General features: G+C 64.0%; 24 protein-coding genes. 13 read left to right on the top strand and 11 right to left on the bottom strand.

From position 1 onward, the window contains the following. Positions 1–13: 13 nt before the first annotated feature. From BM374_RS01915 to BM374_RS01930, 4 genes are all read right to left on the bottom strand, one after another. The gene (locus BM374_RS01915) at positions 14–1,804 is read right to left on the bottom strand and encodes a peptide ABC transporter substrate-binding protein (RefSeq protein WP_092288888.1); all 1,791 of its coding nucleotides are present in this window, start codon (positions 1,802–1,804) and stop codon (positions 14–16) included. Between the two features lie 261 nt (positions 1,805–2,065). Further along, the gene (locus BM374_RS01920; RefSeq protein ID WP_092288889.1) at positions 2,066–3,484 is read right to left on the bottom strand and encodes a M20 family metallopeptidase; all 1,419 of its coding nucleotides are present in this window, start codon (positions 3,482–3,484) and stop codon (positions 2,066–2,068) included. 127 nt (positions 3,485–3,611) lie between these two features. Next, positions 3,612–5,408, bottom strand: coding sequence for an ABC transporter ATP-binding protein/permease (locus BM374_RS01925; protein WP_092288890.1), 1,797 nt, complete (start codon positions 5,406–5,408; stop codon positions 3,612–3,614). Positions 5,409–5,497: 89 nt separating this feature from the next. Next, the gene (locus BM374_RS01930) at positions 5,498–7,330 is read right to left on the bottom strand and encodes an ABC transporter ATP-binding protein (protein WP_092288891.1); all 1,833 of its coding nucleotides are present in this window, start codon (positions 7,328–7,330) and stop codon (positions 5,498–5,500) included. A 259-nt stretch (positions 7,331–7,589) separates the two neighbouring features. Here BM374_RS01930 and BM374_RS01935 point away from each other — a divergent pair, with 259 nt between their 5' ends. The 3 genes from BM374_RS01935 (at position 7,590) to BM374_RS01945 (ending at position 9,968) form a co-directional block, all read left to right on the top strand. Further along, positions 7,590–8,579 (top strand): S1C family serine protease, encoded by a 990-nt coding sequence (locus tag BM374_RS01935; RefSeq protein ID WP_092290129.1) that lies wholly within the window; start codon positions 7,590–7,592, stop codon positions 8,577–8,579. A 28-nt stretch (positions 8,580–8,607) separates the two neighbouring features. After that, on the top strand, positions 8,608–9,678 hold the full coding sequence (locus BM374_RS01940; protein ID WP_092288892.1) for a carboxylesterase family protein: 1,071 nt from the start codon (positions 8,608–8,610) through the stop codon (positions 9,676–9,678). Positions 9,679–9,761: 83 nt separating this feature from the next. Continuing rightward, on the top strand, positions 9,762–9,968 hold the full coding sequence (locus BM374_RS01945; protein ID WP_092288893.1) for a hypothetical protein: 207 nt from the start codon (positions 9,762–9,764) through the stop codon (positions 9,966–9,968). An 82-nt stretch (positions 9,969–10,050) separates the two neighbouring features. Here the strand turns inward: BM374_RS01945 and BM374_RS01950 are convergent, their stop codons facing one another. From BM374_RS01950 to BM374_RS01965, 4 genes are all read right to left on the bottom strand, one after another. After that, positions 10,051–10,713: a DsbA family protein gene (locus tag BM374_RS01950; RefSeq protein WP_092288894.1), complete on the bottom strand. Its 663-nt coding sequence runs from the start codon at positions 10,711–10,713 to the stop codon at positions 10,051–10,053. Between the two features lie 87 nt (positions 10,714–10,800). Further along, a complete protein-coding gene (locus tag BM374_RS01955; protein WP_092288895.1) occupies positions 10,801–11,523 on the bottom strand; it encodes an LrgB family protein in 723 nt (240 codons plus the stop codon). Continuing rightward, entirely contained in the window at positions 11,520–11,903 is a 384-nt protein-coding gene (locus tag BM374_RS01960; RefSeq protein WP_092288896.1) for a CidA/LrgA family protein, read from the bottom strand. Before BM374_RS01960 ends, BM374_RS01955 begins: the two co-directional genes overlap by 4 nt. 40 nt (positions 11,904–11,943) lie before the next feature. Next, positions 11,944–12,420, bottom strand: a complete 477-nt coding sequence (locus BM374_RS01965; RefSeq protein WP_092288897.1) for a PaaI family thioesterase — start codon at positions 12,418–12,420, stop codon at positions 11,944–11,946. 174 nt (positions 12,421–12,594) lie between these two features. Here BM374_RS01965 and BM374_RS01970 point away from each other — a divergent pair, with 174 nt between their 5' ends. Then, complete coding sequence (locus BM374_RS01970; RefSeq protein ID WP_092288898.1) at positions 12,595–13,143, top strand: TetR/AcrR family transcriptional regulator; 549 nt, start codon at positions 12,595–12,597, stop codon at positions 13,141–13,143. A 46-nt stretch (positions 13,144–13,189) separates the two neighbouring features. Here the strand turns inward: BM374_RS01970 and BM374_RS01975 are convergent, their stop codons facing one another. Continuing rightward, positions 13,190–13,687, bottom strand: a complete 498-nt coding sequence (locus BM374_RS01975) for a hypothetical protein (RefSeq protein WP_092288899.1) — start codon at positions 13,685–13,687, stop codon at positions 13,190–13,192. Between the two features lie 186 nt (positions 13,688–13,873). Here BM374_RS01975 and BM374_RS38395 point away from each other — a divergent pair, with 186 nt between their 5' ends. Then, positions 13,874–14,143: a PsiF family protein gene (locus BM374_RS38395; RefSeq protein WP_177248045.1), complete on the top strand. Its 270-nt coding sequence runs from the start codon at positions 13,874–13,876 to the stop codon at positions 14,141–14,143. Between the two features lie 101 nt (positions 14,144–14,244). Continuing rightward, positions 14,245–15,330 (top strand): AbrB family transcriptional regulator, encoded by a 1,086-nt coding sequence (locus BM374_RS01985; RefSeq protein WP_092288900.1) that lies wholly within the window; start codon positions 14,245–14,247, stop codon positions 15,328–15,330. Here the strand turns inward: BM374_RS01985 and BM374_RS01990 are convergent. Next, positions 15,327–15,950, bottom strand: coding sequence for a pyridoxamine 5'-phosphate oxidase family protein (locus BM374_RS01990; RefSeq protein ID WP_092288901.1), 624 nt, complete (start codon positions 15,948–15,950; stop codon positions 15,327–15,329). The two genes, BM374_RS01985 and BM374_RS01990, sit on opposite strands and share 4 nt — an antisense overlap. A 123-nt stretch (positions 15,951–16,073) precedes the next feature. Between BM374_RS01990 and BM374_RS01995 the strand changes: the two genes are divergently transcribed. Further along, positions 16,074–16,958: a LysR family transcriptional regulator gene (locus BM374_RS01995; protein ID WP_092288902.1), complete on the top strand. Its 885-nt coding sequence runs from the start codon at positions 16,074–16,076 to the stop codon at positions 16,956–16,958. A 101-nt stretch (positions 16,959–17,059) separates the two neighbouring features. Here BM374_RS01995 and BM374_RS02000 read toward each other — a convergent pair whose 3' ends face one another. Next, positions 17,060–17,479 carry a PaaI family thioesterase gene (locus tag BM374_RS02000; RefSeq protein ID WP_092288903.1) on the bottom strand — a complete coding sequence of 140 codons (420 nt, stop codon included), beginning with the start codon at positions 17,477–17,479 and terminating at the stop codon, positions 17,060–17,062. Between the two features lie 487 nt (positions 17,480–17,966). Between BM374_RS02000 and BM374_RS02005 the strand changes: the two genes are divergently transcribed. The 6 genes from BM374_RS02005 to BM374_RS02030 all read left to right on the top strand — a co-directional run bounded on the left by BM374_RS02005 (position 17,967) and on the right by BM374_RS02030 (position 24,427). Further along, positions 17,967–18,983: a TRAP transporter substrate-binding protein gene (locus BM374_RS02005; protein WP_092288904.1), complete on the top strand. Its 1,017-nt coding sequence runs from the start codon at positions 17,967–17,969 to the stop codon at positions 18,981–18,983. 196 nt (positions 18,984–19,179) lie between these two features. After that, the gene (locus BM374_RS02010) at positions 19,180–19,689 is read left to right on the top strand and encodes a TRAP transporter small permease (RefSeq protein ID WP_092288905.1); all 510 of its coding nucleotides are present in this window, start codon (positions 19,180–19,182) and stop codon (positions 19,687–19,689) included. A 2-nt stretch (positions 19,690–19,691) separates the two neighbouring features. Further along, positions 19,692–21,011, top strand: coding sequence for a TRAP transporter large permease (locus BM374_RS02015; protein WP_092288906.1), 1,320 nt, complete (start codon positions 19,692–19,694; stop codon positions 21,009–21,011). A 12-nt stretch (positions 21,012–21,023) separates the two neighbouring features. Next, positions 21,024–21,485 carry a DUF3237 domain-containing protein gene (locus BM374_RS02020; RefSeq protein ID WP_092288907.1) on the top strand — a complete coding sequence of 154 codons (462 nt, stop codon included), beginning with the start codon at positions 21,024–21,026 and terminating at the stop codon, positions 21,483–21,485. Positions 21,486–21,737: 252 nt separating this feature from the next. Beyond that, on the top strand, positions 21,738–22,547 hold the full coding sequence (locus BM374_RS02025; RefSeq protein ID WP_092288908.1) for a crotonase/enoyl-CoA hydratase family protein: 810 nt from the start codon (positions 21,738–21,740) through the stop codon (positions 22,545–22,547). After that, positions 22,544–24,427, top strand: a complete 1,884-nt coding sequence (locus BM374_RS02030; RefSeq protein WP_092288909.1) for a feruloyl-CoA synthase — start codon at positions 22,544–22,546, stop codon at positions 24,425–24,427. Before BM374_RS02025 ends, BM374_RS02030 begins: the two co-directional genes overlap by 4 nt. The last annotated feature ends 3 nt before the right edge of the window (positions 24,428–24,430 follow it).

The following is a 24,430-nucleotide window of genomic DNA, read 5'->3' on the forward strand; positions in this document are numbered from 1 at the left end:
TCCCGGCCTACGATCACGCCTCCCGGTACCAGTCCTGGATGTTGTCGGTCCTGTTGGCCCAGCCCGAGACCACCGGCTTCAGCGAGGTGGCGCAGGCATCCACCACAAGACGGTGCATCACCGGGATGAACACCGTATCCTGCCACAGCAAGTCGTTGCACTTGATGTAGAGCGCCGCGCGCTTGACCAGGTCGGTTTCGGTTTCGGCCGCCGTAATCGCGTCGTCGTACTCCTTGTTGACATAACGCGGGAAATTCGGACCCTGCCACTTGTTCTCCTTGGTCGCGACATTGGCGGAGATATAGCGCCTCATGTGCAGGGCCGGATCCGGTTGGGTCATCGGAATCTGGAATTCCTCGATGTCGGAATAGAACTTCGAGTAGGTGTCGGGGTTGGCGACGTCGGACGAGAAGAACACCGAGGCGACGACGGATTTCAGTTCGACGTCGATCCCGGCCTTTTGGCAGGCCTGCTTGACGATGGCCTGGGTCTTCTGCCGCGGACCGTTGGTCGAGGTCTGATAGAGGAGCTTCAGCTTCTTTCCGTCCTTCTCTCGAATGCCGTCCGCACCGACCTTCCAGCCGGCCTCGTCGAGCATCTTCGACGCCTTCTCGATGCTGAATTCCCAAGAGGTGTTCTTGGAGACGAACTTCTCGGGACCGTTGAGATAGTTCGCCGTGGTGCGTCCGGCGCGACCGTAGATCGCCTTCTTGACCGACTCGCGGTCGACGAGCAGCGCCAATGCCTTACGCACCTTCGGATCCGACAGGATCGGGTGCTTGGTCTTCATCGACGACCGCTCCCCGTCGACCTCGGTGTTGGGGTCGGTGAAGTTGATCGCGATGAACTCGATGTCACCACCGGTGGCATAGATCGTCTTGCCCTTACCGCCTTTCTCCAGGCGCAGCAGCACCTCGTCCTCGACCTGCATGTTCCAGGCGAAATCGAACTCTCCGGTCTGGATCACGGCCCGTGCGGCGGAGACGGCATCGCCGCCGCCCTTCATGTCGATGGTGTCGAAATACGGCCTGTTGGGCATGTGATAGTCGGGATTGAGCTTGCCGCGGACCAGATCGCCCGGCTTGAACTCGACGAATGTGTAGGGACCTGTGCCCACAGGGGCCAGGTTGGTCGGCGCTTCGCGCGATTTGGATCCCTTGTACTCCGCAAACAGATGCTTCGGGATGACGCAGCCGTAAGCGCCGACGAAGGCATTGGCCCAGAACGGCGTCGGATTCTTGAACAGGATACGGATGGTCAGGTCATCCACCTTTTCGACCGTCATGTCGGCATAGGTGCTGATGGAGACGGCGGCTGTGGCGGGATCGCTGGCGTATTCAAAGGTGAATACGAAATCGTCGGCCGTCAGCGGCTTGCCGTCATGCCATTTGACGCCAGGCTTGATCTTCCAGGTCACCGACTTGGCATCGGCGGCGAGGCCGCCATTCGCGGTGGACGGAATTTCGGCGGCGAGGATCGGATTGAGATTGCCGTCGATGTCCCAGCTCGCGAGCGGCTCATAGAAGAGACGCGACCCGTCCTGATCCTTGGTGCCGGTGGCGAAATGCGGATTGAGCAGGGTCGGTCCCTGCCACCACAACAGCTTGAGCGGACCGCCGCCACCACGCTTGGTCGGCGGATAGGGCGACGGGCTCTGGGCCATGGCGACGCCGCCGATCGAGAGAAGCTGGTTGGCCAGCGGCGCGGTGAGGCCGACCGCCGCCATACGCTGGATGAAGGCACGGCGATCCATCCGCCCGTCCTTCACGTCACCGATCATCGAACGCAGTTCTTTGTCCAGCATGGTTGTCCCCCGTCTGGTTCCCGTATGGATGCGGGCGGCCGCGGGACGGCCGCCGGGTTTTGACTGGCCGTAGATGGCACACTGAATAGGCCGCACGTCAACTGCGACCGTGTGTATGCAAACGGTCTTCTGGCTTTCTGTTGAGCAAAACTTCGTTCCGCAGCCCAACACTTCGGCATTCCGGCGGCAAAATCCGCCGGAATGCAAGTTGCACTGCGGAAAATTTGTTCTTCAGATCAGACGAAGTATCGAGATGGAATTCTACGCCACGGACATAGTGAGCGGCGGTGCGACGTGGTCCGGCAGCGGGCAGACATAAGGTGTCTTGGCGGTCCGCTTCGTCAGATCGGCCTTTGCAGCCTTGATCAGGTCCGGGTCGGTCAGCGCCTTGATGCCGAGGCCGGCCATGGCCTTGGCTGCCTGCACCATCGCCTTGTGGGCATGCGGGCTCTTGCCCTGCGCCACCACCTGCCACGTGTGGAAAGGCGTGCCGATTGCAACCGTTGGTGCGTGAACCTGCACGGTCGGCACCACCCAGCTCACATCGCCAACATCGGTCGAGCCGACCAGCGGGTTGCGCTTGGCGTCCAGTGGCACCAGGAAGTCGGCCAGCGGCCGATCGGTCGGCTCCATGCCGATCGCATAGTAGACCGACGCGATGTCCTTGTCGGTCAACGTCGCGCGGATCTGGCTGGCGAAGCCCTTGTCGGCGTCGTCGAAATGCGGCGGACCGAGCTCTTCCATGACCCGATGCAGTGCCTGCTCCAGCGGCGTGTTGGGCAGGATGTTGGAGACCGCGGAGATGATCTTCATCTCGACCTTGGTCTCGGTCATCAAGGCCGCGCCTTCTGCGATCTTGCTGACGCGCCCGACCAGCTCGTTCATGCCGGGCAGGTCGCGGGCGCGAATGGAGTAGCGCACGCGGGCATGGGCCTGCACCACGTTGGGCGCGATGCCGCCGGTGTCGAGCAGCGCGTAATGCACGCGCGCATCGCTCGGCATGTGCTCGCGCATGTAATTCACGCCGACATTCATCAGTTCGACGGCGTCGAGCGCGGAGCGGCCGAGATGGGGCGAAGCCGCCGCATGCGAGGTGCGGCCGGTGAAGATGAAGTCCGCGCGGGTGTTGGCGAGCGACGGTGTCACGGCGACTTCCCAGAAGCTGTGCGGATGCCAGGTGATGGCGATATCGGCGTCCGCGAACGCGCCGGAGCGCACCATGAAGGCCTTGGCCGCGCCGCCCTCTTCCGCCGGACAGCCGTAATAGCGCACGCGACCGGGCACCTTGTGCTCGGCGAGCCAGTCCTTCACCGCGGTCGCCGCGAGCAGCGCCGCGGAACCGAGCAGATTGTGACCGCAGCCATGGCCGTGGCCGCCGGTCTCGACCGGGCGGTGCTCGGCAATACCGGCCTCCTGGCTGAGGCCCGGCAGCGCATCATACTCGCCCATGAACGCGATGACCGGACCACCCTCGCCCCATTCGCCCATCACCGCGGTCGGAATGCCCGCCACTTTCTCGGTGATGCGGAAACCCTGGTGGCGCAATTCGGCGAGATGCTCGGCGGCGGAGCGCGCCTCGGTGTAGCAGACTTCGGGCATGCCCCAGACCTTGTCGCTGAGGTCGATGAAACGCCCCTTGATCGTGTCGATGCCACGCCAGATGTCGCTGCGATTGTCCATTGCTTCGGTCCGTGATCCCTTGGTCAAACGAAGCGGCAATGGTTAGCAGCTCGGAGCCAACGCGGCCAGCGCCGGGCAGGAGATCAGCCATGCAATCGCCATCTGCAGGAAACGATGCAGCACCTGTCTACTCGGCCGCCTCCAGGCCGCGGCGGATCGGCTGATCGGCCGCGATCACTGCGCCCTCCGGCCGCCGCAGAATCGTGAGCTTGCGGTCATGATAGGCCTCGAGTTCGGGGCGGTGCCCGATGCTGATGATCGTCGCCTGCGGCAGCTCGCCCGCGATTACCGCCATCAACTCGGCCTGCCCCTGGACGTGCAGCGCCGACGTCGCCTCGTCCAGCGCGATGACATCCGGGCGATGCAGCAGCAGCCGCGCGATCGACAGCCGCTGCTTCTCGCCTTCCGACAAGGTGCGGTCCCAGGCCGCAACGTGATCGAGCCGGCCCGCGAACTGCCCGAGGCCGGCCAGGACGAGCACCCGGGACAGCTCCTCGCCCGCAATCTCGGTAGCCGGCCTCGGATACGTGATGGCATCGCGCAACGTACCGAACGGAACATAAGGACGCTGCGGCACGACCTGCACGCGCTGACCGGAGGCCCGGGTAATGCTGCCCCCGCCCCAGGGCCAGCAGCCCGCAATTGCGCGAACCAGCGAACTCTTGCCGCAGCCGGAGTCTCCTGCGATCAGCACATGCTCGCCGGCCCTGACGCTCACATTTGCGCCGCGCACGATCGGCGTGCCGTTATCGAGCGCCACGAGGACATCCCTGAGCTGCAGCGCCGCCTGCCCGTCCTCGCGATGCGCGATGCATGCGGCCCGCCCGGATTCGGCCGCTTCGAGCTCGTCGATCGCAAGCATCAAGGCGCCGACGCGCCGGGCTGATGCCGTCCAGTCGGCAAGCCTGGTGTAGTTCTCCATGAACCAGCTCAGCGCGTGCTGGACGATGGTGAAAGCCGAGGCCACTTGCATGATGGTGCCGAGCGACATGCTGCCGTCGAAATAGCGCGGCAGGCACAACAGGATCGGGACGACGCCGCAAAGCTGCGCGCTGCCTTGCTGCACGATCACGGCGCGCATGTGCTGGCCCATGAGATCGCGCCAGCGCGCGATCACCGTGCCGAACCCCCGGTCGAGCCGCTCGCCTTCGGCGCCGGCGCCGCCGAGCAAGGCGATGCTCTCCGCATTCTCGCGCACGCGGGTCAGGGCGTAGCGGTATTCGGCCTCAGCCTGGTTCTTCTGCTCGGTCAGCGGAATGAAGCGGAACGCCACCCCCAGCATCGACCCATTGACGATCAGGGCGTAAAGCACGGCCGCGACCACAAGGAAGCCGGGAACGTCGAGTACATGGCCGCCGGCCTCGAGCCTGAGCGCACCGCCGACATTCCAGAGCACGACGATGAAAGTCGCCGCCGACAGCAGCGCGGTGACAAGCCCTGACACGAAATCCACCGGCATCTCGGTGGCGATGCGCAGGTCATCGTTGATACGATGTTCGGGGTTCTTGTGGTCTCCCCCGATCAGCTCGAGTTTGTAGAAGCGGCTGTGCGCGAGCCAACGGCCAAGGAGATGCGCGTTCAGCCATGCGCGCCAGGTGCGCTGCATGGTCATGCGCGCCCACATCGCGAACACGCAGAGGGCTAAATAGAGGCCGACCAGAAGTGGAAACAACACGGCCTGATGCAGCGCGGTGGCGGCATCCTTGGCGCCGAGTGCGTCGTAGAAATGGCGATTCCAGATGTTGAGACCGTAGGTAATGCCGAGGCTCGCAAGCACGACCGCAATCATGCTGATGGTGACCAGCCAGGCAAGGCCGGAGCTCCTGCCGCGCCAATAGCCTCCAGCGCTTCGACAAAACCGCCGCAGCCGCGACGGTGCCTCCGTCACGGGCAGCGCGCCCCGCATCACACCGAGCCTGATCATGGATCCCCCTTGCCTGGATTGGACCGCAAGCTCTCGGGAACGCAGGCTATGCCGGTAAGTTCCTGAAGGAAAGAGGAAGCTTCGCTCGCTTATCCCGCCGGAGGAATGGCCGAGGGATCGATATCGTTGTCGATCAACCCGCGGTGCTGGCGGCGGACCAGGGAGGCGTAGTAGCCGCTCTGCCGCATCAATTCGCCATGACGGCCGGATTCGACGATGCGGCCCTCCTTCAGCACAATGATGCGATCGGCATTGACCACCGTCGACAGCCGATGCGCGATCACGAAAGTGGTGCGTGCAGCGACCAATTGCTCGATTGCGGTCTGAACCGCTTCCTCCGATTCCGCATCGAGTGCGGAGGTTGCTTCGTCCAGGACCAGGATCGGCGGATTCTTCAGAAGCGCCCGCGCAATGGTGATGCGCTGGCGTTCGCCGACGGACAGCAGACCGCCGCGCTCGCCGACGCGTGTCTCGTAACCATCCGGCAGGCGCATGATGAAGTCGTGCGCATGTGCAGCCCTCGCGGCAGACTCGATCTCGGCATCGGTCGCGTCGGGCCGGCCGTAAGCGATGTTCGCCTTGATGCTGTCGTTGAACAGCAGCGGATCCTGCAGCACGACGCCGATGTGCCGGCGCAGCGAGCTCTGCTTGATTCCGCGCAGATCGAGGCCATCGATGGTGATGCGGCCTTCCAGCGGATCATAGAAGCGCATCAACAGCGCCATCAGCGTGGTCTTGCCGGAGCCGCTCGGCCCGACGATGGCCACTGTCTCGCCGGGCGCGGCATGCAGCGTCAGGCCATCCAGCAGTGGACGCTGCGGCTGCTCGTAACGGAAATGCACGTTCTCGAAGCTGACCTCGCCCTTGACGTCGGGCAGATCGATGGCGCCGGCGGAATCGCCGAGATGTTCCTGGACGTTCAGGATGCCGAAGATCTCGTCGAGCGAGACGGAGGCCTTGCGCAAGCTGGAATAGACCCCGCTCAGCCCCTGCACCGGACCGAACAGGCCGCCGATATAGCCGAGGAACGCGACCACGGTGCCGACCGTGATCTCGCCCTGCACGACGAAATAAGCCCCCAGCGCCAGCCCGCCGAGCCGCGCCAGCGCGACGGCGAGATTGCTGGCCGAGGCATAACCGGCGTCGACCGCGACGCCTTTGATCACCACCTGGTTGGCGGCGGCTACGTCGCCGAGAAAGCGCGACTTCTCCACGTCCTCCATGGCGAAGCTGCGCACGATGACGATTCCCGACAGCACCTCGTTGAAGCGTGAATAGATCTTCGCCCAGCGGTCGAGCAGCGTGCGCTCGCGGTGCATCTGCTCGGGTCCGGCAAAAGCCGCAATGGCGGCGGGCAGCGGGGCGAAGGCGAGAACAAGCAGGGCGAGCCGCCATTCCAGCCGCAACATGATCGCGATCGCGAGCACGAGGAAGATGAGCGAAGGCAAGATGCTGAACAGGATCAGCGCGACGGCCGAGGTGAATCCCTGAATGCTGCGGTCGAGCCGCGTCATGATTGCGCCAATGCCCTCGCTGCGCTGGATGCGCAGCGGCATGCGGTGCAGCTTGCCTATGGTTGCCTCCAACAGCGCATATTGCAGACCGATCCGGGTCCGCCATGTCAGCCAATTGGCAAAGCCATCCATTGCTTCCCGGCAAACCGCGAAGGCAAGCAGCAGCAGGATCCCGGTGAGGATCGCGCCGGCTTGCTGCAGATCGGTGAGCTGGTCGAACACCCATTTGAGCACCAGCGGCTCGAAGGCATTGATGCCGGCAACCGCGAGCACCAGCAGCATGATCGCCGTGACTGCATGCCGCTGCGGCAGCGCAAATCGCACGGCTGCATGAAGGCGCCGGAGCTGACCGAGCGTGCCCGGCGCATTCAACTTCGGATCGGACCTGGTCATGCTCGCGAACGGCATGCACCGCACCTATGATTATTTTTCAGGCAAGGAAAGACGGAACTTGCAGCTATCAACGACCAGCCGGCACTCTCGTCCCGACTGACTTGGAGAGGCAGCCGACACTGCGGCAATGCGAGCCGACTTCGCCTACATAGGTTCCTGAACGGACGGTGGCGGCGCGTGAATAGCTGCGATCAAGTCTTTCAAGATTGGTCCGTGGGGCATAGATTGTGGCTGCTTCGCACGCGCGGGCTAAATGACTGACCAGGAGAACTCCATGGCCGTTTTGACCGAATGGAGAGTGCCGCCGGCGCACCAGCCGCGGGCGAGCGATTACGGCTTCGACCTCGACCGGGCGCTCGCCTCCATCGTCGGCCTGCATGCCATCATCCCGTCGGACGCTTTCAGCGCCGAAACGCTCGGCACCGAGCGAGCCGGCAACGGCGTCGTGATCGACGACGGGCTGGTGCTCACCATCGGCTATCTCATCACCGAAGCGGAATCGGTCTGGCTTCACCTCGGCGACGGACGCGTCGTGCAGGGACATGTGCTTGGGTTCGACGCGGTCACCGGCTTCGGCCTCGTGCAGGCGCTCGGCCAGCTCGACATCGAGCCCTTGCCGCTCGGTTCGTCGGCAGGTGCCGAGCTTGGCGACCATGTCGTGGTCGGCGGCGCCGGGGGACGGACACGATCGGTCGCGAGCCAGATCGTCGCCAAGCAGGAATTCGCAGGTTACTGGGAGTATCTGCTCGACGAGGCATTGTTCACCTATCCCGCCCATCCGAACTGGGGCGGCACGGGACTGATCAACGAGCGCGGCGAATTGATCGGCATCGGCTCGCTCCAGCTCGAGCGCGAACGCGACGGCAAGGCCGAGCATGTCAACATGGTCGTGCCGATCGACCTGCTGAAGCCGATCCTCGACGATCTGCGCAAATTCGGCCGCGTCAACAAGCCGGCGCGGCCGTGGCTCGGGCTCTATTCCACCGAGATCGACCATCGCGTGGTGGTGATCGGGATCTCCGCCAACGGCCCGGCCGCCCGCGCCGAGCTCAAGACCGGCGACATCATCCTCGCGGTCGACGGCGAGAAGGTCACGAGCCAGACGGCGTTCTACAAGAAGATGTGGGCGCTCGGCGCCGCCGGAGTCGATGTGCCTCTCACCGTGCATCATCAAGGCAGCGCGCATCATGAGGGCGTCACCTTCGACGTCACGGTGACGTCGACCGACCGCTTCAAGCTTCTGAAGGCGCCGAAGCTGCACTGACAACCGACTCCAGGCAGAGGAAGCGGCGATGACGGAGGCCGTCATTGACGACATCGTGGCCGTGCTGCCGCCGCTGCTCAACGCGCTGGAAGCGCTCGGCTACTTCGCCCGGCATCTGCATCCGCCGGCCTTCGGCTCGGTGATGAACGCAATCGGCGCGCCGGATGATGCGCTCCGGTCGGCACATGCAGCAATCGGCGCATGGCCGGAGCAGTTCGCCGGCTTGCGGGAGCGACTGGATCGCGCCTGCAACGAGACGCTCGCCGCCTTTGCCGGCATCCGCGACGTCGAGCGCGGCAACGGAGATCTCGTTGCGGTGTTCCGCGCACTGCGCCATCTGCCGCGCGCACAGGAGGCGCTTTATCCGTTATCGGTGCAGTTTCCGCCGGTGAGCAACTTCTTTCTCAATGCCGCCAATCGCGATAACGAGGAGTTGCTGGCGAGGCTGGAGGCCGGCGCAAGCGAGCACACCGGCATCTTCCACGATCACAACGAGCCCGGCAGCCGCGGTGGCTTCTCGGTCTATGTGCCCGAATACTATACGGCCGACCGCACCTGGCCGCTGGTGATGGCGCTGCATGGCGGCAGCGGCAATGGCCGCGGCTTCCTGTGGAGCTGGCTGCGCGATGCGCGCAGCCTCGGTGCAATCCTGGTGGCGCCGACCGCGACCGGGCGGACCTGGGCGCTGATGGGCGACGACACCGACACGCCCAACCTGATGCGAATCCTGGAAGCCGTGCGCGGCCGCTGGGCGATCGATGCTTCGCGCCTGCTGCTAACAGGCATGAGTGACGGCGGCACCTTCTGCTATGTCAGCGGACTCGATGGCGCCTCGCCCTTCACGCATCTCGCACCGGTGTCGGCAACCTTCCATCCGCTGATGGCGGAGATGGCCGATGCCGCGCGGCTGCAAGGGCTGCCTGTCTTCATCGCGCACGGCAAGCTCGACTGGATGTTTCCGGTGCAGACCGCGCGGCAAACGCAGGGAGCGCTCGCAGCCGCCGGCGCTGACGTCACCTACCGCGAGATCGACGACCTCAGCCACACTTATCCGCGCGAGATCAACGCGGAGCTGCTGGCGTGGCTGAATGGGACGTGAACGAGGCGCCCTCAACCGCGCCACACTCCCGCGGAACCATCACTCCGGGACCGACGTTATCGGTTCGTCACCGGAGGTTCGCCATGCAGACTTTTTTCGGAATGATCCTGGGCGCGCTGCTGCTCGCTTGCGGCGTCTACATCTATGACTCCATGCAGACGTCGTCAGTGGCGAATGGTGAAGTCGCGATCACCAATCGCACCATCGTGAACTGGGATGTCGCAAAGGCCGATTGGGACGCGTTGCGCGACCGCGCACACAAGGACTGGGTCCGGATCTCGTCGAAATAACATCGTTCGACCAGACATGAACAAGGCGCCGTCGCAATCGCGGCGGCGCCTTTGTCTTGGCTGCGATCAGCGCAGCGATGCTTCAGTTCATCTTGGCCTTGCGGGCGTCGGCAATGACCTGCTCGAATTCGTTCATGCTGAGTACGCCCGGCACCCGATACTTGCCGACGATGAAGGACGGCGTGCCACGGAAGCCGAAGGCTTCGGCCTGATCGTTGTTGCGCTTGAGGATCGCGTCGATGTCCTTGCCGTGCGCGGCGAGGTCGCTATTGAGGCGGTCCATGTCGACGCCGACGGATGCAAGCAGCTCGTTGATGCGCGACTCGGTCAGGCGCGAGCTGACGCCCATCATGGCGTCGTGAGCCTGGTGGTACTTGTTCTGGAATTTCGCGGCGAGCGCGATCCGGGCAGCCGTCACCGAGAGGGGCCCGAGGATCGGCCAGTCCTTCAGGACCAGCCTGACCTTACCGTCGTCCTGGACGACCTGGCGCAGCTCCGGCTCGAGCTTGCGGCAATAGGGGCAATTGTAGTCGGACCATTCGATGATGCTGATGTTGCCCTCGGGATTGCCGGCGACGGGAACATCAGGGTCGCGCAGCACCTTGGCTTCGGTCAGCACCTCGTCATCACCGGTAGCTGCCGCCCGCGCCAGGGTCATTCCGCCGGCCGCGAAGGCGCCTGCCCCGATCAATGTCAGCGCAGCGCGGCGCGTCGGCCGAAGGCCCTTATTCCTGAATCCAGCCATATCTCGTCCCGTTTCGGTCCCATCTCCGCAAGTACGCCTGGGAGCCAGCAATTGTTACGCTCCATATAAGGAGTCGCTGAGGCGATGTCATCGCACCAGAAGGGTCACCACCAAGGGGACCAGGAACGAGGTCACCAAAGCGTTCAGGCTCATGGCGATGCCGGAGAAGACGCCGGCGATCTCGTCGACCTGGAATGCGCGGGCCGTGCCGATACCATGCGCGGCAAGACCGGCAGCAAAGCCGCGAGCGCGGAAATCGCTCACGCCGGTGCGATTCATCAGCGGCGTGACGATAATTGCCCCCATGATACCGGTGAGGATGACCGCGACCGCTGTCAGCGAAGGATCTGCGTGCAGCGATTCGGCGATGCCCATGGCCACGCCGGCCGTCACCGATTTCGGCGCCAGCGAGAGCACCACGTCACGCGGGAGCCCAGCGAACTGGGCCAGTAGGACGACCGACACCACCGCTGTCACCGAGCCCACGACCAGCGCCACCAGCATCGGCACGATGGAGGAGACCACGCGCTTGCGGTTCTCATAGAGCGGAACGGCGAGCGCGACGGTGGCCGGCCCGAGCAGGAAATGCACGAACTGCGCGCCGGCAAAATAGGTGGTGTAGGACGTGCCCGTCACGAGCAGGAACGCCCCGATGATCCACATCGCATGCAGCACGGGATTGGCGAGTGGATGCCGCCGCGTCGCCAGCGACACTGCGTCCGTGGTCGCATAGACGAGCAGCGTCACTGTCAGCCAGAGCAGCGGTGATTGCGACAGATAAACCCAGAGCGAGAACGGATAGTCCTTCATTGCGCGTCCCGCTGCTTCAACAGGCGGCTGACCAGGCGGAAGGTCAGGACCGTGGCAAGCAGGGTGAGGACCACGGAGAGTGCCAGCACCAGCACGATGGCGATACCGTGAGAGGCGAGCAGATCGAGTTTTTGTACCACGCCGACGCCGGCCGGCACGAACAGCAGCGAAAGATGAGCCAGCAGGCCCTTGCTTGCGGACTCCACGCCGTCATTGCCCAGTGGTCCGCTCGCGAGCAACGCAAAGCGATCGCGCGCGAGCAGCAGGATCAGAAGCAGCAGCAGGCCAAGCACGGGTCCTGGCAGTGGCAGGCCGAGACCGCGGACCACGGCCTCGCCGATCAATTGGCAAAGCAGGATAAGGCTGAGACTCGCAAGCATGACACATCAAGAGATGCCCCGCCGGGCTTGTCAATCGGCGCTACGCGGGAAGGCTGCGCGGTTCGTGCGAAGCCCCAACGCGCGGCAGCATCGCCATCAGCGTTCCGGTCATGGTGGCGATCAGCGTGGTCTTGCCCGCGTGCTCGGCAAAGGCCCTGGCTTCGCAGAAGGTGAGCGTACGGCCGGGCTTGATCACCTCGGCCTTGAAGACGAAGCGCTCGCCGCGGGCGGGGGCGAGCAGCGTGGTCTTGAACTCGACGGTGAGGATGTCGGCCTCGGACGGCATCAGCGTGAAGGCGGCGACTCCACAGGCGTTGTCGAGCCCCGTCGTGATGATGCCGGCGTGGACAAAGCCGTTTTGCTGCGTGAAGTCTGCCGAATGCAGCATGGCCATCTCGACCTCGCCCGGCGCGAGGCGGACGATCACGATCCTGAGCGTACGCATCGCCGGCTGGCGCTCGAACATGGCGACGGCCGCCGCACGATAACCCGGGTTTTTCGGCTCGAACGCAACCATGGCTCAAGCCTCGGCCGGTTCGACAGGATAACGCTGCCGAGCCTCGCGATATGTCGCCTCGTGCTCCATCGTCATGTCCTGCCCTGCGTGTTCTTGATCTCGATACGGTAGCGTATCAGGCCGCAGGCGCGTTAGCAATACGGCAGCGTATCAAGAATGGGTGGGCCTTTCTTCATGAACGACGGCAAGGGCGACGTCTGGGTCGAGGCCGGGTTTAACGAGCTCGCCCGCGCAGGCGTCGAGGGCGTCCGGGTCGAGGTGCTCGCCAAGAATCTCGGCGTCACCAAGGGCGGCTTCTACCGGCGCTTCGCTGACCGCGCCGCGCTGCTCGAGGCCATGCTCGTGCACTGGCGCGAGGGGCGCGCGGCATCGATCGCGCAGCAGACCAGCCTCGACGGGCAAGACCCCCGCGAGCGGTTGCGAGCGGTGATCCAGCTCTATTCCGAGCGGCTCAATCCGGAAGGCATGGCGATCGAGCTCGCGATCCGGCAGTGGGCGCGTTTTGACGAGAGTGCGGCGGCGGCGGTGGCCAGCGTGGATGCGGCGCGGCTCAAGCACGTGGCCGAGCTCTATCGCGCGACGGGCCTGGAACCCGAGGAAGCCGAGGCGCAGGCGTTCCTGTTCTATTGCTTCATCTTCGGCCAGAGCCTCTTGTTCATCGAGCGAGGCCCGCGCAAGCGATCGCAACTCGTGGCGAAATCGGCCGAGAAATTGTTGGACTAAGCAAAATGGCCGGAGCTTGGCTCCGGCCATCGCATCAGTTTGAAGTTCAGGCGGCGCCCTTCAGCTTCTTGTTGCATTCGCTGTAATAGCCGCCGCCCTTCTGGATCCACTTCATGCCGCCATTGCCGTTGGTGGCCTTGTTGGCGTTGTATTGATCGACGCAGGTATGGAGACGAGCCTTGCCGGCGGTCTCCTTGGCATATTTCGGATCGACTGCGTTGGGGAAGATCGCGGGTCCGGCCGGCAGGGTCGGCGCCGGAGCAGCAGCGGGGGCCGCCTCCTTCTTGGCCTGCTTCGGCTCGGCAGCTGGCGGTGGCGCAGCCGGCGCTGCTGCGGTCGGCGCAGCTGCGGGCGTCGCGTCGGCGCCGCACTGGGCCTTGCGGAAGTCGTTCCACTTCATGGTGCCGAGCGAGCCGTCCTTCTTGGCGGCTTGGTATTTCGCGCTGCACTCCTGCGAGGTCAGCGCCTGCGCCGGTGCACTCGTCATCATGGCGGCAATGCCCGACACCGTAATCGCACACAACAATTTGGCTTGAATGGTCATCCTTGGTCTCCCTCAGGCAGGCAAAACGAGATTACTATCCTAGCGTGTCCCGGACGTCCGACAAGGAAGCGATGGCGATCGACGCCAAAATATAGTCATGCCTTGTTTCCAATTATTCATGTCGCGTTCAGCAATACGGGCCGACGGTCGCCTCCTTCGCAGTTCTCGCAAGAAGAGTGCAACATCATGACCCTCGCCTCCCGCCTCGCCGTCGTCGCCATTGCCTCCCTGTTCGCCACCGGCTCCGCCTTCGCACAGACCGCGGCACCGGCGGCCAAGACCGACGCCAGCACGACCACCGACAAGAAGGCACCCAAGGAGCGTTCGGCCGAATCGCTCGAATGCTCCAAGCAGGCCGACGCCAAGGGCCTGCACGGCAAAGAGCGCAAGAAATTCCGCTCCGAGTGCGTCAAGAGCGCCAAGGCTGGCACTGCCCCCGCCGCCGACAAGAAGTAAATCCGTCACAATCCTGCTCAAGCTTTTTGGCGAGAGGCGCACGCATTGCGGCATGACGAGGCCGCAATTGTGCACCTCTCGCCGATTTGCGATAAGGCGGCGTGAAGCAAATCACCGCCTCCCTGCCGTTCGAATGGCCGAGCCGTGCCAAGGTTTTGAGCACCGCGGAAACGCTTGTCATCGGTGCGGCGGGCGGCCTCTTCTTCCTTGTCGCGGGCCTGCCGGGCGGGTTGATCTCGGGATCGATGATCGCGGTCGGCATCGCGGCGATTGCCGGACGCCAGCTTGCCATCCCGCCCCTCCTGACCCAGACCGTGCTGGTGCTGCTTGGGATTTCGCTGGGCTCCGTCGTTTCGCGTCACCTGATCCAGCAGGTCAGCGCCTATCCATTGACCATTGGCCTGTTGGCGCTCGCCACTTTCTGCTCGACCTTCGGCTCGAGCTATTACCTGCAGCGCATCCACGGCTGGGACCGCACTTCCGCCTTCCTCGCCGGCAGCCCCGGCGCGCTGTCACAGATCACGATTCTGGCCGTCGAGCGTGGCGCCGACCTGCCGGGAATCGCAGTGGTGCAGACCATGCGCGTGATCATCCTGACCGCGGCGCTGCCGATGGTGCTGGCGATCGCGGGCGTCGCGCCCTCCGTCGCGCCGTCGCTGACGACGACGATTGCCTCACCGCTCGATCTTCTTGAGCTGGTCGCAGCTTCCCTGGCGGCATCGCTCGTGCTGCGACTGATCAGGTTTCCGGCGAGCTGGATGTTCGGCGCGATGATCGCCTCCAGCGTGCTGCACGGCGCGGGCTGGGTCGAGGGCGGCCTGCCGAACTGGGTACGCGGCGTGTCGCTGGTCGGCATCGGCGCGCTGATCGGCAGCCGCTTTGCCCGGATGCGAATCAAGACGCTGACCGGCCATATCAACGCCGCGCTGGGATCGTTTGCCGTCGCCATCGCGATCTCCGCGATCTTCGTCGGCATCGCCGCACTCACGACGCAGGTAAAATTCTCCGACGTGGTCGTTGCGTTCGCGCCCGGCGCGATGGATGCGATGCTGGCGCTGGCGCTCACGCTTCACATCGACCCGATCTTCGTCGGCGCCCATCACCTCTCACGCTTCGTGTTCGTGACGATCGCGACGCCGGGCATCGTGCACCTGTTCGGCCGTACGCAGGACGACGTGGACGATTAGCCTGGAGTCGTTTGCCCCTTCAGCGCCGCCACCTCCGCCTCCAGCTCCGCTATCCGTTGATCTCTTGCCGCCAACGCCGCCGCAACATCCGCCGCGTCGAACTTCTGCGGGATGTGCTGCGGGCAGTTGGTGTCCCAGGCAGCGATCTTGAACAAGATCACCTGCTCGGGGCGGGCGCGATAGCCTTTCGGCATCAGCGCCTCCGTCAGTGCATCGTCGTCCTCCACCACGCGCGCCTCGCCCCAGATCTTCACCCGGCGGCGATGGGCGTAGTCCATCGCGAAGATGTAGGCCTTGGGGTTCTCGGAGAGGTTGCCCTGGGTCAGGTATTGCCGGTTGCCGGCATAGTCGGCGAAGGCCAGTGTCTGCTTGTCCAGCACCTTCAGAAACCCCTTCGGGCCGCCGCGATGCTGGATGTAAGGCTGGCCATCAGCGGAAGCTGTGGCGAAATAGAAGCTGTTGGCTTCAGTGAGGAAGGCTTCGAGGTTCTCGTCGACCTCGGTGCGCCAGCCGCGTTGCTCGGCGCGGGCATAGGCTTCGCGTGAACCCTTGCGCGCCTGGATGGCCTTCACTGCAGGGGTGAAGGCAACGTCGCTGGCATAGGTATGAACTGCGGTCATCGGAACATCTCCTGAAAATTCCGGTGCATCTCTGCCTCTTTCGGCGATCAAGATGGACCTTCCGTCGATCAAAACAATCGGACGCCTTGACACTTCATCTTTGCGATATATGCAATAATGGCTATGGACCGCCTGGAAGCCATGCACGTCTTCGTCACCGTCGCCGACCTGCGCGGCTTTGCGCCGGCGGCGCGAAAACTGCGGCTGTCGCCGTCGGGTGTGACCCGGCTGATCGCGGCCCTGGAGGAGCATCTCGGCGCGCGGCTGCTGCAACGGACCACCCGGCAGGTGAGACTGACTGACGTCGGCGCGCGCTATCTGGAGCGCGCCCGGCGGATCCTCGCCGACGTCGAGGAGGCCGACGGATCGGCGCGGGAGGAGCGCAACCGGCCGAGCGGACGTCTCGTGCTATCGGCCCCCGTCGGCTTCGGCCGGCTGCATGTCGGCCCGGTCATGACCGATTATCTCAAGCGCTATCCCGAGGTCGCCTGCGAACTGAGGCTGTCGGACCATCTCGTCAACCTGGTGGAAGACGCAGTCGATGCCGCCGTCCGCATCGGCCATCTCGCCGATTCCTCGCTCGTTGCACGCCATGTCGGCGAGATGCGACGGATCACGGTGGCTGCGCCCCGCTATCTCAGGCGCCATGGCGAGCCGAAGACCCCCGGGGCACTGCACGAGCACCACACGATCCAGTTTGGTCCGTCTACGAGCTGGCGCTTCGTGCAGGAGGGCCGCGACATCGAGGTCACCCCGTCGCCGCGCTTCACCAGCAACAGCGCCGACGCCGCCCTGCAATATGCCGAGGCCGGCGGCGGCATCACGCGCGTGCTGGCCTACCAGGCCGCCGAAGGCCTGAAGCGCGGACGGCTGAAAATCCTGCTGGCGAAGTACGAGCAGCCCGCACTGCCGATCCACATCGTCTATCCGACCTCGCGTTTGCTCTCGGCCAAGGTGCGCGCGTTCATCGACCTCGTCGTCGAAACGGCGGACTGGAAGTTTGGGTAGGTCTCGTGCCCCGGACGCATCGCAGCACATAGTGATGACATGGGTCCCGGCTCTGCGCAGCAGCGTTGCTCGCTGCAGCGCGCCCGGGACACGAGAGAGCATCATCCCTTCTTCGGCACCACGCGGAAGGTGCCACTGGCCCGCGCGGTCACGACCCCGTCGGCCTTGATCAGGCTCTGCGCGAAGCAGATCGTCTTGCCGGTCTTGATCACGTCGCTCTCGATCGAGCACCATTGGCCGATCTCGGCGGAGCCGACGAAATCGATCGAGAGCGAGACCGTCACGAACGAGACGCTCCAGTTCGTCGCTTGCGCGCAGCTATAGCCCATGGCGTTGTCGGCGAGCGCGGCAATCAAGCCGCCATGGATCAGACCGCGGCCATTGGTATGCGGCCTTGCCAGCCGCAGGCCGATGATGACGGCCCTTTCGGTCTTCTTCGCGTAGAGCGGCTCCCAGGGTTCGGTGAGCGGGCTCTTGCGGGAGAGCGGCTCGAAGCCGTCGGGGATATTGGTGTTCGTCATGCGTGTCTCGTGCCCGTGCAATGATCGTTGCCATTGAACGCGATCGAGCTGACGGACGCATCAATTACAAAGTTTTAAACGGGTTTTTGCGCGGGCGTTTGAAACGGATGGGCGCAATCAAAGGGCCCTGGGGTGACAAGCGACTGTCGACCACAGCTCGAACTGCCCGGTGTGAGCACAATCCGGCCGGCCGGGCCCGGGAATTGCGACCTTTGTCAGCAATACTTGCTCCTTCCGATCCTGTAGGCTTTCGGCGCGGCTTACTTGTCGTGGTCGTCTACGCGGGATAATTATACCATATAACTGTTGGGCAAAAGGAGGCCTCGTCGCCGCTGGCAGCGACAAATCCATGCAACATAGCTGACGTAGATGACGCGGCGGCACGCCGCGACAGTTCCGGCTTGAAGACGCCAGCCAGTTAGATAACATGTTAATTAACGAGACCGGGCCATCGAAGCCCGCCGTCAAAAAGAGGGAGAGACGCGTGATGAGAAAAGCCTGTCTGGCTTTGCTGCTTGCTGTAAGCGTGACGCCTGCGTTCGCACAGGACAAGACCTTCGACCTGAAGGTCTCGCACTGGGTGCCGGCCTCGCACCCGTTGCAAAAGTCTTTGGAGGACTGGGTGGCCGCGGTGAACAAGGATTCCGGCGGCACCATCACGGGCAAGGTCTTCCCGGCCCAGCAGCTCGGCAAGGCCTTCGATCATTACGACATGGCGCGCGATGGCATCGCCGATGTCACCTATGTCAATCCCGGCTACCAGCCCGGCCGCTTCCCGATCATCGGCGCCGGTGAATTGCCGTTCCTGATCTCGGACGCCAAGGGCGGCTCTGAAGGTCTGGACGCCTGGTACCGCAAATATGCCGAGAAGGAGATGAAGGACGTCAAATACTGCCTCGCCTTCGTCCACTCGCCCTCCTCGTTCCATTCCCGCACCAAGAAAATCGTGATGCCGGAGGACGTGAAGGGCATGAAGATTCGTCCGGCGCACGCCACCATGGCGAATTTCGTCACCTCGCTTGGCGGCACCAATGTGCAGTCCTCCGCGCCCGAAGTGCGCGATATCATCGAACGCGGCGTCGCCGACGCGGTGACCTTCCCCTGGGGCTCGCTGGTGCTGTTCGGCATCGACAAGGTGACCAAGTACGACATGGACGCCCCGCTCTACACCACGACGTTCGTGTTCGTGATGAACAAGGACAAATACAATGCGATGTCCGACAAGCAGAAGGCCGCGATCGACAAGAACTGTTCGACCGAGATGGCCGGCCTGGTCGGCGAACACTGGGGCAAGTTCGAGGACGCCGGAATCGACAAGGTGAAGGCGGAAGGAAGCCACGAGGTCTACAAGCTGACGCCGGACCAGACTGCCGCATGGAAGAAGGCTGCCGAGCCGCTCGTCAAGACCTGGGCTGACGGCGCGAAGAAGGCCGGCGCCGATCCCGACGCTGCGCTCGCGGAGCTCAAGGCGTCGCTGAAGAAGTACAACGCGCTGGCGGAGTAAGGCCCCGATGCCGCCCCAGCCGCGCGCTCACTGCACCTCTCCCGCTTGCGGGAGAGGTCGGCGCTTCGCGCCGGGTGAGGGTTCTCTCCTCTAGGGGATTGTCCCCTTCTGGAGACACCCTCTCCGCAAGCGGGGGGGAGGGAGCGCAGCTCGAGCGCGGACACATCTTGAACTCGCCGGAAGGATTCTTTCCCCAATGAAGCGCGCCTGGATGGACCGCATCATCGACACCATCGAATGGATCGCAGCTGCGTTCGTCGGCATCGTCGCCCTCGACATCTTCCTGTCGGTGCTGCTGCGCAACACGCTGAACTATTCGATTCCCGACAGTTTCGACATCGGCCGCATGCTGCTCGGCATCCTCATTTTCTGGGGGATCGCGGCGACCTCGTATCGCGGCACCCACATCACGGTCGATCTGGTCTGGGGCAATGTCGGGCCGCGCTACCAGCGCTGGATCGACGTGTTCGCCACCCTCGTGCTGCTGTTCGTCGTCTCTGTGCAGACCTGGACGCTGTTCGACAAGGTGCGCGGCACCTACAACGACAACGTTCAGACCTTCGACATGCACATGCCGACCTGGCCGTTCTTCGCGATCGCGTGGATCGGCGACGTCTCGGCCGTGCTGCTGATCGCGATCCGCACCTACCGATTGATCTTCCATCCCGAAGACATGCACGACCCCAAGCTGAAGGCGACGGAGTAATCATGAGCACCGATGCCGTCGCCGTTATCGGCTTCGTTTCCCTGTTTGCGTTGATGCTGCTGCGCGTGCCCGTCGGCATGGCCATGGGCCTGGTCGGCGTTTCCGGCTTCTCCTATCTGGTCGGCGCGACGCCGGCCTTGAAGCTGGTCGGCCAGACCTCGATGCGCACGGTCACCGACTATACGTTTGGCGTGATTCCGATGTTCCTGCTGATGGGCTCCTTCGTCAGCAATTCCGGCATGAGCCGCGAGCTGTTCCGCGCCGCCAACGGCTTCGTCGGACATTTGCGCGGCGGACTCGGCATCGCCACCGTCGGCGCCTGCGGCGGCTTTGCCGCGATCTGCGGCTCATCGGTCGCAACCGCCGCGACGTTCTCCGCCGTCGCCTATCCCGAGATGCGCCGCTTCGGCTATCCGCAGTCGTTTGCGACAGGCGTGATCGCCGCCGGCGGCACGCTCGGCGCGATGCTGCCGCCTTCTACCGTGCTCGCGGTCTACGGCATCATCACCGAACAGGACATCGGAAAACTCTTCATCGCCGGCATCATCCCGGGCCTCCTGGCAATGACGATGTACATGATCACGATCTTCCTGATCGGCTATGTCCGCCCCGACTTCCTGCCCAAAGGCAAGGTGCTGCCCTGGCGTGAGCGCTTTGCCGGATTGAAAGATATCTGGGCGCCGGTGCTGCTGTTCGTGTTCGTCATCGGCGGCCTCTACGGCCTGCCGTTCCTGCCGCGATTCACGCCGACGGAAGCCGGCGGCGTCGGTGCCACCGGCGCCTTCATCATCGGCATGGTCACCGGACGGCTCGACCGCGAGAAGGTATTGGCATCCCTGCTCCAGGCAACGCGCACGGCGGCGGCCGTGTTCACCGTGCTGATCGGCGCGCTGATCTTCGGCTATTTCCTGACGGTGACGCAGACGCCGCAGAAGGTGACCGAATTCCTCACCGGCCTCGGCCTCGGCCCCTACGGCGTGCTGGCGCTGATCATGGTGATGTATCTCGTGCTCGGCTGCCTGATGGACGCCATGGCGATGATCATCCTGACCGTGCCGATCATCTTCCCCGTGATCACGCATCTGGGTTTTGACCCGATCTGGTTCGGCGTCATCATCGTGATGACCGTCGAACTCGGCCTGATCCATCCGCCTGTCGGCATGAACGTCTTCGTCATCAAAAGCGTGGTGAAGGATGTTTCGTTCTCCACCATCTTCAAGGGGGTGATCCCGTTCGTGGCGACGGATCTCGTGCGGCTGGTGATCCTGATCGCCTTTCCTCTGCTTGCGACATGGCTGCCGACGCGGATGATGGCGCACTAGAGAGGTGAAGTGATGTCAACGCCGACGCTCGAAACCAAATACGTCTTCACCATTACCGCCAGGATCGGCGACGTCGTCACCGCCGGCGAGACCGGCATCGGCGTGCGCCGCATCATCCCGATCATCGGTGGTGGGGTGAAGGGCGCGGTATCGGGCAAGGTGCTCCCCTTCGGCGCCGACTTCCAGACCATCCGGCCCAACGAGCTGATCGACCTCGAGGCCAAATACGCCTTCGAAACCGACGACGGCGCCGTCGTCTATGTCGAGAACAAGGGCATGCGCTTCGGTCCGGTCGAGCTATTGCAAAGGCTCAAGCGCGGCGAACCGGTCGATCCGAACTTGATCTATTTCCGCACCGTGCCGCGCTTCGAAACTGGGCATGAAAAGTATCGCTGGCTGATGGAGCACATCTTTATCGGCTCGGCGGCGCGGCATGCGGACCGGGTGGTGATCGACGTGCATCAGGTCGCGTGAAGGCGGCTGCCGCCGCGTCATTGCGAACGCAGCGAAGCAACCAGAGTCCCTCCCTGGCAAGATTCTGGATTGCTTCGCTGCGCTCGCAATGACGGAGAATTTGGCGAGGGCTGCGGATCACAGCACGGCCCGGCCCTCAAACCTCCGGACCCAACGCCTGGCAGATTCAGGCCCACCGCGCCACATCAAGGGCTGCCATCTTGACTCCTCCAAAATTCGTTATACAACATAACTATTCTGATAAGGACGCAAATGACACAGGGAAACGCCGAGACCGCTGGGGTGGGCGCCTCCGGGCTGCTTCAGATCGAGAGGGTGGATCGGGTTCTGACCGTCGGTCTGAACCGGCCGGCCAAGCGCAATGCGCTCAATGACGGCATCATTCTCGAAATCGGCGAATGTTTTACGTCCCTGCCCGAGGATATCGGCGCGGTGGTCATTCACGGCATTGGCGACCATTTTTCCAGCGGCCTCGACCTGTCCGAACTCCAGGACCACGACGCCACCGGCGGCCTCCTGCATTCGCAGATGTGGCACCGGGTGTTCGACCGCATCCAGTACAGCCGCGTCCCGGTCATCGCCGCCCTGAAGGGCGCCGTGATCGGCGGCGGGCTGGAGCTTGCCTGCGCGGCGCACATCCGCGTCGCCGAACCCTCGACCTATTTCGCGCTGCCGGAAGGACAGCGCGGCATCTTCGTCGGTGGCGGCGGCTCGGTGCGGCTGCCGCGGCTGATCGGCGTCGCGCGGATGATGGACATGATGCTGACGGGCCGCGTCTATAGCGCGACCGAAGGCGCGTCCTACGGCTTTGCACAATACGTCACGGAGGCCGGCAACGGCTTGCCCAAGGCGCTGGAGCTTGCGACCAAGATCGCGTCCAACGCGCCGCTGACGAATTTCGCGGTGCTCCAGGCCCTGCCGATGATCGCGGAAGCCAATCCGCAGGCCGGCCTGTTGATGGAATCGCTGATGGCGACGGTCGCGCAGAGCGACAAGGAGGCCAAGCGCAGGATTCGCGAATTCCTCGAACACAAGACCGCAAAGGTAAAGCCGAAGTCATGAGCGCGCAGCCGTCCTCTTCCAGCACAGAGCGCGGCGTGAGCAATTCTCCGCTGCGACCGATCTCCTTCAGCGATCCCGTCGTCGACATCGAGCGCCGCGCCGATGGCACGATCTATCTGCGGCCGAAGCAGCCGCTCGGCGACTATCCCGCCCGCATCACCGACCGCCTGCATCACTGGGCGGCGACGACACCTGACCGCATCTTCATGGCGGAGCGCGAAGGGGGTCGCGGCTGGCGCAAGATCACCTATGCCGAGCTGCTCACGGCGAGCCGTCATATCGCCTCGGGCCTGATCCAGCGCGGCCTGTCGGCGGAGCGGCCGGTCATCATCCTCTCCGGCAATTCGATCGACCACGCATTGCTCGCGTTCGGCGCGTTCTATGCCGGCGTTCCGTTTTGCCCGGTGTCGCCGGCCTATTCGCTGGTCTCGAAAGATTACGGCAAGCTATCCTATCTGATGAAGCTGCTGACGCCGGGCCTCGTTTTCGCCGAAGATGCCGACAAGTTCGCCGAAGCGCTCGCCGCCAATGTCTCGCTGGGCACGGAGATCTCCGCCTCCTATGGCAGCGTGCCGGGCCGCGACGTCACCCTGCTCGCCGACCTCATGGCAACGCCTCTTCGCAGCGACCTCGACGCGATGCATGGCAAGATCGGCCCTGACACGATTGCAAAATTCCTGCTGACCTCAGGCTCGACGGGCAATCCCAAGGCCGTCATCAACACTCAGCGCATGATCTGCTCCAACCAGGTGATGCTGCGCGAGACGCTCGCCTTCCTCAAGGACGAGCCGCCTGTGATCATCGACTGGCTGCCATGGAATCATACCTTTGGCGGCAACCACAATATCGGGCTGACGCTCTACAATGGCGGCTCGATGTATCTCGATGCGGGGAAGCCGGTGCCCGGCGGCATCGAGGAGACCGTGCGCAATCTCCAGGAGATTTCGCCGACGGTCTATTTCAATGTGCCCAAGGGTTATGAATCGCTGCTGCCGTATTTGCGCGATGACCAGGGCCTTCGTGCAAAATTCTTTGATCGCCTGCATGCGATGTTCTTCTCGGGCGCCGCGCTGTCGCCCTTCGTCTGGAACAGCCTCGATGAGCTCGCGGTGAAGGAGAAGGGCTATCGCGTGCCGATGCTGACCGGCCTTGGCGCCACCGAGACCGCGCCGTTCTTCATGTCGGTCAATCCGCGCACCAGCCGCTCCGGCCATGTGGGCCTTCCCGTGTCAGGCAATGACGCCAAGCTGGTGCCGAACAACGGCAAGCTGGAAGTGCGCTGCAAGGGCCCGAACGTGATGCCCGGCTACTGGCGCCAGCCCGACATCACCGCAAAATCGTTCGACGAGGAAGGCTTCTACAAGCTCGGCGATGCGCTCAAGCCGGCCGATCCCGACGATCTCAACGCCGGCTTCGATTTCGACGGCCGCGTCAGCGAGGATTTCAAGCTCGCGAGCGGCACCTGGGTCAGCGTCGGCCCGCTGCGCGCGCGCCTGACGGCGGCCTGCGCGCCGCTGGTGCGCGACGTCGTCATCGCCGGCATCAACCGCGACGAGGTCTCCGCCCTCGTGCTGCTCGATCTCGACGGCTGCCGGCTGATCAATCCGACCTTGCCGGCCGACAATCTCACCGTCACCGCGCGCGATCGGCTGGTGCGCGAAGCCTTCCGCGAGCGCCTGACCCGCTTCCTTGCTTCGGCCACCGGCTCCTCGACACGGATCACGCGCGCGATCCTTCTGGATGAACCGCTCTCGATCGACAAGGGCGAGGTCACCGATAAGGGCTCGATCAACCAGCGCGCGGTGTTGGATCATCGCGCCGCATTGATCGACGAGCTCTACGCTGCCAATCCATCGAGCCGTGTGATATCGGTCGGCTAAAGA

The sequence above is a fragment of the Bradyrhizobium sp. Ghvi genome (genome assembly GCF_900115265.1).
In the GTDB taxonomy this organism is placed as follows: Bacteria; Pseudomonadota; Alphaproteobacteria; order Rhizobiales; family Xanthobacteraceae; genus Bradyrhizobium.